Raw genomic sequence first — 15516 nt, 5'->3', positions numbered from 1 at the left:
CTATTTTTTCAGAATAGTTTATATAGTGAATAGTAATAGTTATAAACATGACATTCAATCCCGAGGATTCGCTCAAGATTGAAAATATCGTAGCATCAGCCAAGGTTACTGAATCACTCGATCTCCCCTCACTCGCTGCCGAAATAAAGGGTGCCGAATACAACAAAAAACGGTTCCCCGGTGTTGTTCTGAGGATGCAGGATCCGAAAATTGCCGCTCTGGTCTTTGGATCAGGGAAAGTCGTGCTGACGGGTGCAAAAAGTATCGAGAGTTTAAACCGTGGCCTTGAGATCCTCGGGGGGCTTCTCCGGGATCTCAAGATCGATATCCCGGACGAACTGACCTACAAGATCCAGAATATTGTCACCTCCGCCGATCTCGGGACACCAATCAACTTAAACAAGATAGCAGTCGGCTTCAATCTTGACCGTATAGAGTATGAACCTGAACAGTTTCCGGGCCTCGTCTACCGGCTTGAAGAGCCAAAGGTCGTTGTCCTCCTCTTTGGATCGGGGAAACTGATCATCACCGGCGGAAAAGTACCTGAGGATGCACGGGGTGCAGTGAAGAAGATCGTTGCCGACCTCTCGAATCTTGGGATGCTCTGAGTAGAGCGGATACCTTTTCTTTTCTCCTCACCAGAGAACATTCAGTAATCTGAATGGAAGCCCTTTTATATTATAGATAATAAATAATAGTGAGAGGAGCATATAACATGGATAACGGAAACTTCGGAACGTTAACACCAAAACAGGAAGAACTCGTCAGTCTGTTGAATGGGATCGGGATGAAGAGAAATGTCGCAAAAGTACTTGTCTTTCTCTCCGAGCTGCCCGAAGCCAGCTCCCGTGAGATCGAACGAGGCACCGATCTCCGTCAGCCTGAAGTGAGTATCGCTATGCGGGACCTAAAAGAGCATGAATGGGTCACCTGCCGGGAGAGCAAGACTGAAAATAAAGGGCGCCCGGTTAAGATCTACTCTATTGCCCTTGGACTGGCTGAGATAACCAATATCCTGGAAGAGAAGAAACGCCAGGAAGCCGAGAGCCAGATATCAATGATCAACCGGATGCGTGAGTGCATCGAATCCTGATATTACTTTTTTCCAACAATCAGCTCTGTCTTATCCGTATATCGAGTGAACAGCCCCGATTCGATAATTCCCGGGATAGCGGCAAGCTTCATCTCAAGATCCTCCGGCGAGGGGATCTCCGTGAATGTGCAGTCGATGATCAGGTTCCCATTATCTGAGATGACGGGACCATCCTTTCCCGAGCCTGATCTGATCTCCCCCGATCCCCCGAGATCAGTGATCCTCCTGAGTACCGGCGTACATGCAAATGAGAGCACCTCGACCGGGACTTTGCCGCTGAGGTGTGGAACACACTTCGACTCGTCAACAATGACAAGAAACGTCTCCGCGGCATCCACAACGCACTTCTCCCGGAGATGGGCACCGCCACGGCCTTTGATCATCCGCAGCTGTGGATCGACCTGATCCGCACCATCGATTGCCAGATCGAGGCGTGGGTGTGCATCAAGGGTGGTGAGTGGAATCTCCATCTCAACAGCCCTGTAGGCTGTCTGGTAGGAGGTTGGAACCCCGAGAATTGTCAGCTTCTCCTCATACATCCTCTGCTGCAACCGCTCCATTGCATACAGCACTGTTGAGCCGGTGCCGATCCCGATTACATCACCGTCACGGACACGTTCTGCTGCCCTGTATCCGGCCTCCTGTTTGGCGCTATCCATATGATCTGGTATGATTGAAATGGGTATGTAGCTTTGTATGCACCAGAATCCTATGCTGAGAACTGTCTTTTGACATCATCAAATGCAGCAGGGGCAGTGCAGTCCAGTGTCACGGGGGTAAGCGAGATCCTTCCCGCCCGTACTGCATGAACATCGGTTCCCTCTTCGGCATCCTCAACGAAGGGGCCGTCTATCCAGTAGTATGGTCTTCCTCTTGGATCGAACCGCTCCTCAACACCCGTATGGAAGAGCTTGGGTGCAAGCCGGGTCACCTCGTACCCCCCCCGGATCTCGGATGGGATATTCACATTCAGGACATTGCAATGTTCCGGGAATCCCTGTTCGAAGATGCGTGAACAGACATCCGTTATGATATGCCCAATCGATTCATCTTCGAGAAGAGCTGATCGCGGATCATCGAATTTCCGCCCCTGATCACTCACCTGAAGGGAGAAGGCAACAGCAGGTGTTCCCTGGTTTGCAGCCTCAAGAGCAGCACCAACGGTGCCGGAAGTCATGATGGACTCGAAACTGAGGTTCTCCCCGATATTGATCCCCGAAACGACCAGATCTGGCTTCAGTTTGAGGGCATAGAGGCCGATGATCACCGCATCAGTCGGTTTTCCATCGACAGCATAAGCGGGAGAACCATTGATATTCAGCTTATGCACCCGGATCGGCTCAAAGATAGAGATCGATCTCCCCACCGCGCTCTGCTGCGTGGATGGGGCGACGACGGTTACATCGGCGATCTCAGAGAGGGCAGTATATGCAGCCCAGATACCACCTGATGAAACGCCATCATCGTTTGTCAGCAGGACCGTCGGTTTCATGATTATGAGTCGTCGCCATGCAGAGAAATACCCTTGTATCGGCAAACCTCTTCTTCGCATGAGATCAATAATCCCTGTATGAACGTGCTCCTCGCAGAGTATACGCTGCACCATGATCCCAGGCTCGCACCTGAAGGCGAAGCGATGCTGAATACCCTGAAGCAGAGTTTTGAAGATCTCGGATACACGGTAGTTTCTCCCGGCGAAGGGGATTTTGGGGAAGAGATCGAAAGGCTTGCACCCGATTGCGCATATGGGCTTGTCATCGCACCCGATCACCTCCTCGCAGGTTTCACAAGCAGAATGGAAGGAATTACCCACAATGTCGGAACAGACAGTACCAATGCAGCAGTCTGCGCCAACAAACGGCTGACCGCACGTCTTCTCGCTGAGCATGGCATAGATGTACCGCAGGAAGTATCAGCCGGAATGCGGGTGATCAAGCCGATCAGGGGATCGGGCTCGGTCAATGCCCGGATCGGGGATGAAGAACCGGGAGATGGCGAGTTTGGCCAGGAGATCCTGACAGGAGATCAGATCTCTGTCTCAGTGATCGGATCCCGCGTCGTCGGTGATGTATGCAGTTTCTATAGCGGGGCACCGCCGTTTGTTCTTGCTATCAACCGGCAGAAGATTATGATGGATGAGGGGAAGATCATCTACCTCGGCGGGGAGACGCCGGTGGATCATCCCCGTGCAGATGAGATCAGGGAGATTGCACGGAAGGTTGTCACCATCCTCGGCTGCCAGGGGTACATCGGGATTGATATGATTGTCGGAGACCGGATCACCGTCATCGATGTGAACCCCCGGATCACAACAAGCCTGATTGGAATCGCAAGCGTGATGGAAGAGGAGATAGCAGACCTCCTGATCAAGGCATCCAAAGGGATTGAGCCAGAGCCGGTTCACCTGAATGGAACAGTGCATTTTGATACACATGGTGGGATTATAAGGCAATGATTGGGATCGATATCGGAGGGGCAAATACCAAGGTCGTCGATGGGGACGAGGTGATCATCCGGTACTGCCCGCTCTGGAAGGAGGCGCCGATCACAGAGATCCTCTCGGAGTTTGACGACGAAGCCGCTGTTGTGATGAGCGGGGAGCTTGCAGACTGTTTCTATTCAAAGGCTGAGGGGATTTCATTCATCGTCAACGCGGTGCTCGAGGTGCTTCCAAAAGCCAGGTTCTATGGAACAGACGGGCGGTTCCATACCAGACCGGTGCCTGAACTTGCAGCGGCAAACTGGCTCGCATCTGCTGATCTCCTGAGGGAGCGGCATCCTGAATCGGTGCTTGTTGACTTTGGGAGCACCACCACCGACATCATACCGCTCTTTCCCTTTGACGCACTGTTGGGAGAGACAGATCTCTCCCGTCTCAGAAAGGGCTACCTCATCTACTGCGGGATGCTCAGGACACCGGTTGCCTCGCTCCTCCGTTCTGTGATTATTGATGGAGAAGAGACGCCACTTTCAACCGAGTACTTTGCATCTGCCGGGGATGCACACCTTGTCCTTGGTAATATCACTCCTGAAGAGTATACGACTCCGACACCGGATGGAAAGGAGGTGACATGGGATCTGAGCCTTGCACGGCTTGCACGATCCGTCTGCGCCGATCTGGAGGAGATCGGCGAGGCGGGAGCGGTTGCAATTGCCGAAGCATTCTGGAAGGCTGAGCGGAGCCTTATCGAGAAGTCGTTGAAGAGGATCGGGAGTCGGCCACTCCTTTGTGGCGGGATCGGATCTCGTCTCCTCGAAAGTACCTTCGGAGGAGTCGATCTCTTCGATGAGCTCGGGCACTTTGCAGACGCACTTCCGGCATATGCAGTACGAGAGGTGGCAGAACGAAACGGTATCTGATCCCGCTCCTCCTCCTTGCCGGATCGGTTGCGATCACGGCACTCTCATTTCTCTTCGGGTACCCGTTCTTCTTCCTTTTATTCTTCTTCCCGCTCTTCTTTCTCAGGCGGCGGGGAACGAGGAAGTGCCCGGTCTGTGGGTGGGAGGCGAAGGGCAGCGAGCAGTTCTGCCCCTTTGACGGCACGCCCCTCTGCGATGAGCCCTGATAACCAGATGATCCGATCAGGAACCGGGATACCGTACATATCAGTCGAATGGACGGAGAAACGGGGCGCATAGTTCCTGACCGTGCCCCGGTCGATCCTGATTCCCAGCGCCTCCATAATGCGTGCTGTTCTGTGGAATGGATGTTTGTTTGCGATCGAAGTTGCGAGATCGACCAGTATAACCCCGTGGCGGGTATCAGGATAGAATGGCTCATCTGCATACCAGAGCTTCCCGCAACCACTGCACCGGTACCGTGCCACCTTCACGAATACCGGTCTTATAATCTCATCAACAGAAAGGGTTGCGAACCGTTTCTTTTTGAGATCGTGTCTTCGAAGAGAGGAGGAACAGATACTGCACTGTGAGGGGATCTCCGTGAATTCAACTTCATCAAAGAGGGTGATCGATGATCTGATCATCTCCGAGAGGAAAGGGGGGATCATCTGTTTTCGAACCATCAGCAGCTCACGTACAAAATCATTGGGCACGTAGGTAGTTAATCTGTCCTCTGCAGGGGAGGTATTCTGCGCGCAACCAGAGAAAATCAGAAAAAATGAAGAATGTATCCGAAACAAAGGGAGATAAGTTGAGTTGAATATAAACAAAATGGTTAAGGTTTTCAATGCAACTGGATTGACTATTTATAAGTATCTAAAAAACCGTTTTTTTGTTATTCTGAAAATATGCTCTACCAGAAACTATTTAGAAATGTTTTAATATCTTACCTTAAAATCATCAACTATGCCTATTCCGAAATGATCAGTTCATTTCGAGGGATAGGTGGGACATTTCAAAAGAGGTGTGTAGAAATATGGTATTCCATCCTCCAGTGCAGATTGTTGCAAAGGCGGGAGATGCAGGCAAGTATAAGGTAGGCCTGCCCGCCTGGAACATGATCATGCGTGGATTCATGTCCGGGGCATATATCGCCATGGGAGCAGGTCTTGCTACAGTCTGTAGCACAGGCGTTGCAGATTTCCTTGGCCCCGGATTTGCAGCACTCGTTCGTGGTGCTGTCTTCCCTGTCGGACTTATTATCACAATCCTGACAGGCGCTGAGCTGTTTACAGGCGACGCAATGCTCGCCCCAATGGCTGCTTTTATCCATAAGATCAGCTGGATGCAGGTCCTCAATCTCTGGGTCTGGGTCTATGTTGGTAACTTTATCGGATCGATTGTCTATGCATACCTGATGGCCTATGGCCCTCTCTCAAGCTGGGATGCAGCAGGAGCAGTCACCGTTAATGCCTTCGGTATGACGGCGTTAGGAATTGCAAAAGGTAAGGTATCCTATGTCGGTGGAGCCGCCATGTGGTCTCTCTTACTAAAGGCCATCGGTTGTAACTGGCTCGTAAACCTGGCTGTTCTGCTGGGTATATGTGCAGATGACCTCATCGGCAAGTTCTTCGGCATCTGGTTCCCGATCATGGCTTTCGTTTCCAGCGGACTCGAACACAGTATCGCGAACATGTACTTCATTCCCGCAGGTATCTTCGTAAACGGATTCCTCGGTCCGGAACATGCATCATATGTCGCTAACCTGAGCTGGGTTACCATGTGGACGAACAACGTCATACTGGTTACCATCGGCAACATCATCGGCGGTCTGTTCTTTGTTGGTGTCATCTACTGGGTAGCATTCCGCAAAGAGATTGCTGCACTGAAGTAAAGTTACTGGTAGTGTTATCACATGAAGATCGGAAATATAACGGTGAGAGTGACGATCATCCATCTGGGTGTCTTCATCTTCTTCACCGCTATTTTCCTCTTCTCATTTTTTTCATCAGGTGACTATCGGATGCTCCTCTGGGGCATCCCGACACTGATACTCATTCTCACCATTCCAATGGCTATGAACTACATGAGCCAGAGCCATTACAGGAGTTTAAAGCCGATGTACGAGGCTGAGGCAAAACCGATCCGGGCAAACCAGATCACCGATGGAAGTCTTGGGAAGGTCGTTCGGTATGAAGGGCTCATTGAACAGGTTCACTTCAAGTTCCTCAACAGACCACAGTTCGTCATTGCTGATCGGACCGGAGAAGTGGCAGTGAAGATGTTTACATCACCTGAGGAAGATGTTGGGAAGGGGGATATTGTTGAAGTGCTTGGCTCAATTATGCGCCGGTACATCATCACCGGAGATCCGGTCATTAACTGTGTTTCCATCAGAAAGAAGGTAAAAGAAACACAGGCTGAACCGGAGAAGAAAGAGAAAAAGAAGTAAGTGGTCAGCCATGTGAAGTTTGAATGATCTCTAATCCCGCTTTCACAAAATTTTTCTCTTTTAACTTGAATGTTTGGATAACTGAAGCCAATACTTCGTATCTCTTTGTTCCTATCGGTGATCGTGTCCCTCCTGATATTTTTCGGTAGACAACATGTGGTCTGATGGCTCGCTCTGCACGATTATTCGTCCCTTCGACATCTGGGTTTGTCACAAACACAAAGAGCTGATCCGGTCTCTTCAGGATTGATTGTGCAAACTTTTTACATCTCAACTTTGTGAAATTCTGACCCAATACAGTATGAAGGCGTTCAATCAGACGCTTGACATCCTCATCTGTCCCTTTGTGGTCGAATGCACTTGCACTGGCAAAAAGTTCTTTCATACCCTTATGGATTGTCCTCCCCTCTTCACCACATAATTGAACCAACTCCTTTGAATCTCCGAGAATATGGAACCAGCAGAGTTGTTGAGGTCGGTTTCCCGTAAGTCGCTCGACCACATCGTATGCTCGAAATCTATCGTGGACATCAACACCACTTGGCTGTTCTCCAAGCACCTCGCATGGCACCTCATGTCCTCTACCTTTCGCGATCCGATACAATGCCATTCCTTTCGTGACAAAGGCCCACATCCATTGTCTGTTACCGTTTTCTCTCCATGAAGTTTCATCGATATACCGAACAGGTGCGCTCCGGATCTCCTCTTCTAATTGAGCATAATACTCGCCAAACTCTTTGGCGATCATTGAACAGATATTGGATACTTCTCCTTCACTTATTCGAATCCCGCATAACTCGTCAAGAATTTGTGGGATTGCCTCTTCAGTCAATCTCAATCCAATTTTCAACCAGACCACAACAAGCATGACCTTCAGCCCCAGCCTTGCCTTTGGCAATGCCGTCGTGATCGGTTCCTCGACAAGCTTCTTACAACATGAACAATATCGTCTGCATAGTGTGTATTCGATCACATCAGCCACGGGCACTGGGATATCCTCAATAACTCGGGTTCTTTTTTCCTGAATACGGCTCAATGTATCGTTGCCACAGTTTGGGCAACAGGTAACATCTACAGTAACTGTCTTTGTGATATTGGTCGCTTTCTCTCTAAACCGTCCTTTATGACCGGGTTGACCACCAGGTTTTCGTTTGATCTGTTGAGGTGTATCTACAAGAGGATCAGCTGCATGCGATGAGTCATCTGGTTGTATGACGTATGATTTTCCATGTTTCACCCCTACCTGTTTTGGGTGGCGATGCTTGTATTCTAAGAATTGCTCCTGTAAGTGGTCATAAGCAGCACTGAGCTCTCTGTTTTTCATTTCAAGCGTTGCGATCTGCTCTCGAAGACAGGCATTTTCACGTATGAGAGATGCATTAATGCACCTGCACTCTTCAAGAGCTGTTGTCATTCTTCTCGTCACCGATTATTACCAGAAACACCGTTTTTCCGAGATGCTCTTTTGGGCAGTCTACTTTTGCACTCGTTCCAAATGGCTTTACAGTTCTGACATAGAACCCTTCGATGTTCTTGACATTCAGCTCTGTAGTTACTTTCATTGGGACTTTCCTCATATGAGATATCTATTAGATATCTATAGTATTTAAAACTACCGATTCATGGAGTATGAGGTGATCTGAGGAATATGGTGATAAAATGAAGGTCAATAAAAGAATGGTGTGGACAGTGCTTCAGGTGACTGACCACTTACAAAAAGAAGAGATAATCTACGAAAAACTATTCTTCAGGCCATCCCTGATCGGGTTGGTCTTCTTCATATCATCCTGTTTGATATATCGATCAAACGCATGGATCCGGCAGCTTATCGGGAACGGAACCGAGAGGGTGCTGATCACCGCTTCTCCCCGTTCCAGTGTCTGGATCTCGCCATCCAGCGGGGTTAAATCCTGTTTTGCGCTCGATGCGATCATCTGCCGATCGGTCTTGTCCGAGAGGCCGAGGACGACATAGGTGTTGATCTGGGCGAGGATCCGGGGATCGATATTCTTCGGCTGCTGGGTGATCACACAGAGGCCGATCCCAAACTTCCTGCCTTCCATCGCACATTCACGGAAGACGGCGGTTCCCCTGCCGGGCCCAAGCACCCGCTGCGCCTCCTCGATTGCAATTAAGACCTGGCCTGCCGGCTCGGTTTCATCTGCACCAAACCCGTCATTCCTTCGCTCATTTAAGAATGTCCGTGTGAGGAGGGAGAGGATGAAGAGTTCGGACTGTTCACGCATGCCAGGGATGTCAATTAAGACCACCTTCTGCTCTTCGAGGGCTCTCCTGATGCCATTGAGGGAGGAGCCGGATCTCCTGAAGAAGGGATTGTGGCGGGTCAGGATCTCAAGCTTCCGCTTGATTGATCTGAGGGATGCCTCATGGAACTCCTTTAAGCGGCGGGCAAGCGGTGGGTTTGTGCCGGCATAGCCGTCATACCAGTCCTCGGTAAAGTCGGTTGAACCGAAGAAGTCGATCAGGACAGACCCTGAGATGTCACTTACCGTCTCTAAAATCTCACTCTGTGCCTCCGAGAACTCGAATATCGGATAGAGATCAGAGGGCCTGAAATCATCATAAGCGATGCTCAGGGTGGATGCGCCGTACCGCTTGATCGACTGTTCATCCCGTGTCGAGAAGATCACAAGGCCACCTCTTCCTTCCCTGTAATGGATGAGACCGGGATTCTCCCCGCCTCCGGGTGCTGCCCTACCTTTAAGGTATTCGCCATGCGGATCGACCATAAGGAGTCCAAATGGCTGCTCTTTCATGCAGGATGCCGAGAAGACCTTCATGAAGTTGCTCTTCCCCATCCCGGTTGTGGCAAAGACACCCATATGCTGGTTTAAGTCATGGGGGTGGAGCCCGACTTTTGCGGTTTTAATGGTGCCGGTTCCGTTCCTGACAAGCCCGACCTCGATCTTCCCCATGTAATCCTCCAGAAAGGCAAAATCCTCCTCTTCTGCGATCCTGACACCGGAAAACTTGGTGGGAACGGTCTTTGGGCGGCGGAAATTTTTATTCTGATCGAGATATCCAAGCGGGGTTGCTTCAAGGAGGAGGAAGACATCCTCGCCGAGATTATAGAAATTGGAGGTATGGGGGCGGGTATCCCAGTTAGCATCTGAAAAATTGCTCGCATGCTGTATGCCTGTCACTTTTGCATAGAAGGTGAACTGCTTCTGGTGATCATGGATTGCCAGCAGATCGCCCAAAAAGATCTCGCTTGTATAGGGGACCGCACACCGGTAGTTTGAGACCGTCTGGCCTATCAGGCGGAATTTTGCTGCATCATTGGTATCAATATCGATTAAGTTCGTCATGGTAATCTCCAAGAATCTCTTCATATCCCTCGTAATTGATCGACTGGGTCGAACATCCGGCGATAATATCATGCCTTATCCGCTGTACCTGATCAGATCTGATCACCGCCTGCCTATGAGCATCCATCAGGGGGTACGGATACCCGACCACCCGGCCATCCCCGGCATAGGAGGAGAGTGCCGAAAAGACGGCGGCAACCTCTTCCCCCAGATAACCTTCCGGCATCGTGATCAGGAACGCCCGCTTTGCACGTGGGTGGAGGCAGGCAACATATCCCTCCTCCACCTTCAGATACCAGGGTGGTGACAGCCTGAGCTCTCCTGCGGCTTTCATCGCCGCCGGGACAACCGGGTGTACCCCATCCCAGGTGGCGCCTGCGTTCTTGGTGACGGCGGCGAGGAGGAGGCCGCGTTCCCGGCAGATGCTTTGAAGCTCCGCGAGGATCGCGGTGTGGGAGGGATGTTCCGCATAGAGTGCGCCGTCAAGGAGGAGGAGGGTGCCGGGTTTTGATTCACGGGCTGCAATTGTGGCGAGACCGTACTCGATGGTATCGCGGAAGGCTGCCTCTGCTGCAAGCGTATTCCCTGTTTCAAGACCCACATCGGGTTCCCGTCCTAAATACTCCGAATAGAGCTCGGTATAATCCTCATCCTGCCCCTCGCCTATCCTGAAGATCCGCCATGACGAGAGCCTGAGAGTGCTCCTCTCCTGGTCTTCATAGGCGGGCATCGCACCCCGGCAGACGATCAGGTTGAAGAAAGGGGTTGAATAGACGGTGGCATTGCTCCCGTCAATTGCGGTGACCGGCCGATCTGCTGCGGGTTCGATCGGGACGAAGTCGGTTCTCAGGATATTCTTTGCAGAGAGGAATGACGCGCCACCCACATCTCCTCTCCGCCGCCTGATCTCTGCAACCACCCTGACCAGATCCTGGATATAGGTGCCGTTCACTGCTCCACCTCCACTGCAAGACTGGTGAGATCGGGCTGCTCCTCCACCCTGATAACTGTCTGGCACTCCTCCTGCACCCCTTCAATATGGGAGATCAACAGGATCTGTGGGAAGTATGGCTCCTGCTTTCTGAGTGCAGTCACCAGGTTCCTCCTTCGCTCCTCATCCTGGCTCCCGAAGATCTCGTCAAAGATCAGAACAGTCGCATCCCGGATACGGTGGGTTGCCGCAATATGGCGGGATAGGGCAATCCTGAGTGCAACGGCGATATCATCCTGTTCTCCGCCTGAGAAGCGGGATGCCGGATAATCATCGCCTGCCTCATGCACCCTGATCGAGAAGTCGTCATCGAGGGTGACATACTCATACCGCCCATCGGTGATGAGGGAGAGTATCTCCCCAACCTCACCCTCGATCCTGCCCCGGACAGAGCCGATTAAGTGGTCGGCAAACTGTTTCATGATTGTGCCGGTTGTTTCCAGGAGGGCTTTCTCAGAGAGGAGGGTTGCCTGTTCCTTCTCATATGCTGCTGCTTTTGCGAGAGATTCCAAAATCCTCTCCCTTTTTACACGGACACCGCCCAGAAGACCGGTGATCTCACGTATCCGGGCATCGCAGCCCTTCTTCTCTTCCTGAAGCGATGCCTCTTTCTGCCGGATCGCCTCAAGCTCCTGCGGGACTGATGCATATCCTGCGATCTTCTCTTCGATCGTCGCGATCGCGGTCTCCTGAAGCGACTTCTCTTCGGAGAGCCGCCTGATATCAGCCTCAATGAAGGGTATCCGCTCGATCCTCCCTTTCAGGGAGAGGTAGCGGTCATGGTTATCCATTGCTGTTGCCAGCTCTTCCTCGGCTTTCTGGTACTGCGCCTCATCAAAGCCGATCGTTCTGATCTCTTCTTCAACCAGGGCAGACTCCCGTTTGATCTTCTTGATCTCTTCTGTTTCAGCCCTGAGATTCTCTTCGAGAGCCTCTCTTCCACGGGCAACAACCGAGGCTTCCCGGAACTCTTCATAGAGTGGTTCGAGCGCCTTCTGAAGAGAGTCGATCTCACGGAGAGCATCTTCTGAATATCCTGATTCTTCGCGGAGTAGCAAGACCTCATCCATCCGTTGGAAGAGGGACTCGGCACGGCCTGCAAGCGCCTTCTGTTCCGCCTCAATTTCGGGTATGCGCCTGAGTGCGCCTGCGATCTCATCCCTCTTCCGGGTAAGTGACCGAAACTCCTCAACCTGCGATTCGAGCTCATCGCAACTGATATCCGGAAGCGCCAGTGCGGCAATTGCCTCCTGTTTTGCGAGGACGAGTGAGGTGAGCCGCTCCATCTCTTTTGTCCGTTCCAGTATCTGCGCCTCGATCCCGGCGAGGGTTCTTTCCGCTTCCATGCAGGCGGCGATCTGATCGTCCTTCTCCCGGATCACCTGCTCCGTCTCCCTGATCCTGAGTTCGCAGGAGGCGAGCTTCTCTCTCTTTGATTCGATATCAGATGCAAATTCCGCGATCTGATCAAGGAGGAGGGTGCGGGCATCGCCATACCGTTCCTTCAGGGGCTGACCGCAGGTCGGGCAGCTGCTCTCCTCTCCGGCAGCGTCAAGTTCCGCAAGATGCCGCTCTGCCTCACTTCGGGCAGTCTCTGCATGTGCAATCCCGGATCTGAGGGTGGCACTATCCCCCCGGATTACTTCAGCCATCTTCCGGGCTGCTGCCAGATCCCGGGCTGCTGCCTCCTTCATCTCCACCTGAGACGCGAGCGGGGCGGCCTTTTCGCGTAAATCCCTGAGATCCGTATCGATTCCCGAGATCTGATCCTTCAGGAGCAGGCACTCCTTCTTCAGCCGTTCCCCCTCGTGGAAACGCTCTGATAGCGCCAGGACTCCGTTTTTGGTGCTGATCTCATCGCTTATCCGGGTACATTCGGCTTCGAGTGCTGCGAGCTTCTCACGCTCAATCTTCAGCGCCTGCACCTGCTCCTTCAGCACCCGGATCTCAGATTCAAGCGAGGCAAGCTCCTTTCCGGTTCTGTGATATGCTGCCTGTGCCTCTTCAAGTGACCGGCGACGGGCAAGCAGCTGATCCCGCTCTGCCGGGATATCGGCAAGGCGTTGGAGAACGGCTTCTGCATCCCGTGCACGGGCAAGTTGCTCTTCAAGCCGTGCCTGTGAACGCGAGAGCTCAAGAAGCCGTGTTTTGGCTTCATTGAGACGGGTTATCGCATCCCGGTGCGACTCCCGTGCCTTCCGAAGCGCGAGGGTCCGGGTTTTGATCTCGTCATAGCGGGCCTCCTGCTCCTCTGCTGCTTTGAAGCAGACGAGATCATCCCTGAGCGAAGAGAGTTCTTTTTCTGCCCCCTCAAGCTGGCGGGTGAGTTTCAGAAGCGCCTCCTGCCTCCCGGATCGATCAGAAGTAAGTGCTGAGAGCTCCTGCATCTTCTGCTGGAGCGCCTCTTTCTTCACAGTGTTCTCAGTCTCTTTGAGCTGGAGCGCCTCGAGTGCGGCTGTTGCTCTGGCGAGGGCAGCGGTATAGTCCTTCTCCTTCTCCTCCTCCTCGCCATCGGCTACCTTCAGGCGGTCGGAATCGATCTCCTCAAGCCTCCCCGAGAGGGTTGCGATCCGATCTTCAAGCCCCCGGATCTCGGTCCGGATCGCCTCCCATGATGCATCACGGATCCGCTCGATCCCAAGTGCCCGCATGAACCAGCGTTTCCGCTCGACCGGATTCTTATCCAGAAGCGCGAGCAGGTCCCGCTGCGGCGCATAAATGGTGGTCCTGAAGTCTGAGGGGCCCATCCTCAAAATCTGCTGTACCGCGTCCCGCACAGGGCTGACGCCGGTTGCAATCAGCCGCCCGTCCCCGAAATTGAGCTGTGCATCATGGTGGGTTGTCTTACCTTTCCTGAAAGACCGGACAATTGTGTAGCCTTCTCCGCCTGTCTGGAACGAGAGCCGGACCTCGCATTTCTCTTTTGGCCCTGCTCCGGCAGAAACCACATACTCCGCATCGATCCCGGAGCCGGAGATCCCATACAGGGCAAAGACGATCGCCTCCATGATCGTACTCTTCCCGGCACCATTACTCCCGACGATGGCGGTGATCCCGTCTTTGAAGGTGAACTCCTGATCCCGGTACCGCTTGAAGTTCTTCAGCGTCAGCCTGTCAAGGATCATTCGGTATCTGCCTCCTCCACAATCGAATTTAGGATGCCTGATCCCTTTCCGAGGATATATGACTCGGTCTTCTCCGGGAGCCCCCGGCCTTTCACAAAGGCGATGAACTCTTCCTGGATATTAAAAGCTGAATCGCTCTGCCTCCGTTCCAAGACGATCTCGCCGGGGGAGAGGGTTTTGATCCTGAGATCAAGCACCTGTTCCCGTATGCGTGCCATCTCCCGTCCGGAGAGGGCGCGGGCTGTTTCCTTTCTGATCCCCTCCAGGGTGATCTGTGCCATCGGGGGGGTGTGGGAGGAGATCACTTCTATACGCGCCTCAATCTCTCCGATGATCTCACCGGCAGCCATATCCTCTGCCAGCAGGGAACCGAGATCGATCATCGGGGTCTTTGGGAGGGAGATGGGCTCAACTGTCCTCCGCGAGGTATCAACAGAGAGCCCGCCTTTCTTCTCATATATCTCGCCATAGGTGAGGTGCTCTATTGAGCCCGAGTACCAGGCATGGGGTCCCACCTGGCTCTGGTTATGGTAATGGCCAAGGGCGATGTAATCGAAGTCGGCGGTTGTCATGGCAGAGTCAATCTCGTGTTCTGCGACCGTTGCCAGCCTTTTGTCGGCGATACTGCTCGCAAGCCCGTGGGTGACCAGCACATTATTGTGGGAGGGGGAGCGTTCAACCTCGTTATATGCCTCCCGGTACTGATCGGGGTTGAGCATGTTTGGGATCAGGTGGAAGACTGTGTCACCTGCCTCGACGGACTCATACCGAAACCCGTATGCCATATGGACGGTGCCGGGGTGGTATTCGAAGAGGGAGAATGGCGCGCGGGTATACCGTGTCTTTGGGATACTGTGGTTGCCTGCGATCATGATCAGGGGGATTTCGGCATCAGAGAGGAGTTCCAGCGCCTCAAATGCGGTGACATAGGCTTGCGTCCGCGGCTTCACCGAGTCGAAGAGATCTCCTGCGTGGAGGAGCGCATCCGGCCGCTTTTTGCAGATCTCCTCGATTGATGCAAGAAAATTCTGGTAAACCTGCGTTTCACGGAGATTCATGCCGGTCTCGGGATCAACACGGGAGAAGGCGGCGACACCGAGGTGGGTATCGGCGATGTGGATGATCTTCATTGATCGTATCTTCTACCTCAAGAGAATTAAGTGCTGGGAGTGGAGGGTGAAAGT

Annotated in this window: 15 protein-coding genes; 6 read left to right on the top strand and 9 right to left on the bottom strand. The window is 52.6% G+C overall.

Annotated features, from left to right (window positions below):
* Positions 1-47 precede the first annotated feature (47 nt).
* A complete protein-coding gene (locus ACZ44I_RS04230) occupies positions 48-608 on the top strand; it encodes a TATA-box-binding protein (RefSeq protein WP_464548460.1) in 561 nt (186 codons plus the stop codon).
* 107 nt (positions 609-715) lie between these two features.
* Positions 716-1093, top strand: a complete 378-nt coding sequence (locus ACZ44I_RS04225; RefSeq protein WP_460373403.1) for an ArsR family transcriptional regulator — start codon at positions 716-718, stop codon at positions 1091-1093.
* A gap of 2 nt (positions 1094-1095) precedes the next feature.
* On the opposite strand, the gene rpiA is transcribed toward ACZ44I_RS04225, so the two are convergent.
* Both rpiA and surE read right to left on the bottom strand, forming a co-directional pair.
* Complete coding sequence (gene rpiA / locus ACZ44I_RS04220) at positions 1096-1752, bottom strand: ribose 5-phosphate isomerase A (RefSeq protein WP_464548462.1); 657 nt, start codon at positions 1750-1752, stop codon at positions 1096-1098.
* Positions 1753-1802: 50 nt separating this feature from the next.
* Complete coding sequence (surE, locus tag ACZ44I_RS04215) at positions 1803-2585, bottom strand: 5'/3'-nucleotidase SurE (protein WP_464548464.1); 783 nt, start codon at positions 2583-2585, stop codon at positions 1803-1805.
* Between the two features lie 78 nt (positions 2586-2663).
* Between surE and ACZ44I_RS04210 the strand changes: the two genes are divergently transcribed.
* Entirely contained in the window at positions 2664-3548 is an 885-nt protein-coding gene (locus ACZ44I_RS04210) for an ATP-grasp domain-containing protein (RefSeq protein ID WP_464548466.1), read from the top strand.
* Entirely contained in the window at positions 3545-4453 is a 909-nt protein-coding gene (locus tag ACZ44I_RS04205; RefSeq protein ID WP_464548468.1) for a hydantoinase/oxoprolinase family protein, read from the top strand. Before ACZ44I_RS04210 ends, ACZ44I_RS04205 begins: the two co-directional genes overlap by 4 nt.
* A gap of 77 nt (positions 4454-4530) precedes the next feature.
* On the opposite strand, the gene ACZ44I_RS04200 is transcribed toward ACZ44I_RS04205, so the two are convergent.
* Positions 4531-5118, bottom strand: coding sequence for a hypothetical protein (locus ACZ44I_RS04200; RefSeq protein ID WP_464548469.1), 588 nt, complete (start codon positions 5116-5118; stop codon positions 4531-4533).
* 353 nt (positions 5119-5471) lie between these two features.
* Between ACZ44I_RS04200 and ACZ44I_RS04195 the strand changes: the two genes are divergently transcribed.
* Both ACZ44I_RS04195 and ACZ44I_RS04190 read left to right on the top strand, forming a co-directional pair.
* On the top strand, positions 5472-6329 hold the full coding sequence (locus ACZ44I_RS04195) for a formate/nitrite transporter family protein (protein ID WP_464548471.1): 858 nt from the start codon (positions 5472-5474) through the stop codon (positions 6327-6329).
* Positions 6330-6350: 21 nt separating this feature from the next.
* Positions 6351-6887, top strand: a complete 537-nt coding sequence (locus ACZ44I_RS04190) for a nucleotide-binding protein (protein ID WP_464548473.1) — start codon at positions 6351-6353, stop codon at positions 6885-6887.
* Positions 6888-6891: 4 nt separating this feature from the next.
* Here the strand turns inward: ACZ44I_RS04190 and tnpC are convergent, their stop codons facing one another.
* From tnpC to ACZ44I_RS04160, 6 genes are all read right to left on the bottom strand, one after another.
* The gene (gene tnpC / locus ACZ44I_RS04185) at positions 6892-8301 is read right to left on the bottom strand and encodes an IS66 family transposase (protein WP_464548475.1); all 1410 of its coding nucleotides are present in this window, start codon (positions 8299-8301) and stop codon (positions 6892-6894) included.
* Complete coding sequence (locus tag ACZ44I_RS04180) at positions 8285-8449, bottom strand: DUF2080 family transposase-associated protein (protein ID WP_464548477.1); 165 nt, start codon at positions 8447-8449, stop codon at positions 8285-8287. The genes tnpC and ACZ44I_RS04180 overlap by 17 nt, the downstream gene beginning before the upstream one ends.
* 168 nt (positions 8450-8617) lie before the next feature.
* Complete coding sequence (locus ACZ44I_RS04175) at positions 8618-10216, bottom strand: ATP-binding protein (protein ID WP_464548479.1); 1599 nt, start codon at positions 10214-10216, stop codon at positions 8618-8620.
* Positions 10194-11168 (bottom strand): DNA double-strand break repair nuclease NurA, encoded by a 975-nt coding sequence (locus ACZ44I_RS04170; protein ID WP_464548481.1) that lies wholly within the window; start codon positions 11166-11168, stop codon positions 10194-10196. Before ACZ44I_RS04170 ends, ACZ44I_RS04175 begins: the two co-directional genes overlap by 23 nt.
* Positions 11165-14332, bottom strand: a complete 3168-nt coding sequence (locus ACZ44I_RS04165) for an AAA family ATPase (protein ID WP_464548483.1) — start codon at positions 14330-14332, stop codon at positions 11165-11167. The genes ACZ44I_RS04170 and ACZ44I_RS04165 overlap by 4 nt, the downstream gene beginning before the upstream one ends.
* The gene (locus ACZ44I_RS04160; RefSeq protein WP_464548485.1) at positions 14329-15462 is read right to left on the bottom strand and encodes a metallophosphoesterase family protein; all 1134 of its coding nucleotides are present in this window, start codon (positions 15460-15462) and stop codon (positions 14329-14331) included. The genes ACZ44I_RS04165 and ACZ44I_RS04160 overlap by 4 nt, the downstream gene beginning before the upstream one ends.
* Between the last annotated feature and the right edge of the window lie 54 nt (positions 15463-15516).

The sequence above is a fragment of the Methanocalculus pumilus genome (assembly GCF_055382585.1).
The sequence above is the reverse complement of the archived record's forward strand: the minus strand, read 5'-3'. Positions and strand labels throughout refer to the sequence as shown.

Coding starts and splice junctions, on each gene's coding strand:
- ACZ44I_RS04230 (WP_464548460.1), top strand. CDS start 48: ATGACATTCAATCCCGAGGATTCGCTCAAGATTGAAAATATCGTAGCA.
- ACZ44I_RS04225 (WP_460373403.1), top strand. CDS start 716: ATGGATAACGGAAACTTCGGAACGTTAACACCAAAACAGGAAGAACTC.
- rpiA (WP_464548462.1), bottom strand. CDS start 1,752: ATGGATAGCGCCAAACAGGAGGCCGGATACAGGGCAGCAGAACGTGTC.
- surE (WP_464548464.1), bottom strand. CDS start 2,585: ATGAAACCGACGGTCCTGCTGACAAACGATGATGGCGTTTCATCAGGT.
- ACZ44I_RS04210 (WP_464548466.1), top strand. CDS start 2,664: ATGAACGTGCTCCTCGCAGAGTATACGCTGCACCATGATCCCAGGCTC.
- ACZ44I_RS04205 (WP_464548468.1), top strand. CDS start 3,545: ATGATTGGGATCGATATCGGAGGGGCAAATACCAAGGTCGTCGATGGG.
- ACZ44I_RS04200 (WP_464548469.1), bottom strand. CDS start 5,118: ATGGTTCGAAAACAGATGATCCCCCCTTTCCTCTCGGAGATGATCAGA.
- ACZ44I_RS04195 (WP_464548471.1), top strand. CDS start 5,472: ATGGTATTCCATCCTCCAGTGCAGATTGTTGCAAAGGCGGGAGATGCA.
- ACZ44I_RS04190 (WP_464548473.1), top strand. CDS start 6,351: ATGAAGATCGGAAATATAACGGTGAGAGTGACGATCATCCATCTGGGT.
- tnpC (WP_464548475.1), bottom strand. CDS start 8,301: ATGACAACAGCTCTTGAAGAGTGCAGGTGCATTAATGCATCTCTCATA.
- ACZ44I_RS04180 (WP_464548477.1), bottom strand. CDS start 8,449: ATGAAAGTAACTACAGAGCTGAATGTCAAGAACATCGAAGGGTTCTAT.
- ACZ44I_RS04175 (WP_464548479.1), bottom strand. CDS start 10,216: ATGACGAACTTAATCGATATTGATACCAATGATGCAGCAAAATTCCGC.
- ACZ44I_RS04165 (WP_464548483.1), bottom strand. CDS start 14,332: ATGATCCTTGACAGGCTGACGCTGAAGAACTTCAAGCGGTACCGGGAT.
- ACZ44I_RS04160 (WP_464548485.1), bottom strand. CDS start 15,462: ATGAAGATCATCCACATCGCCGATACCCACCTCGGTGTCGCCGCCTTC.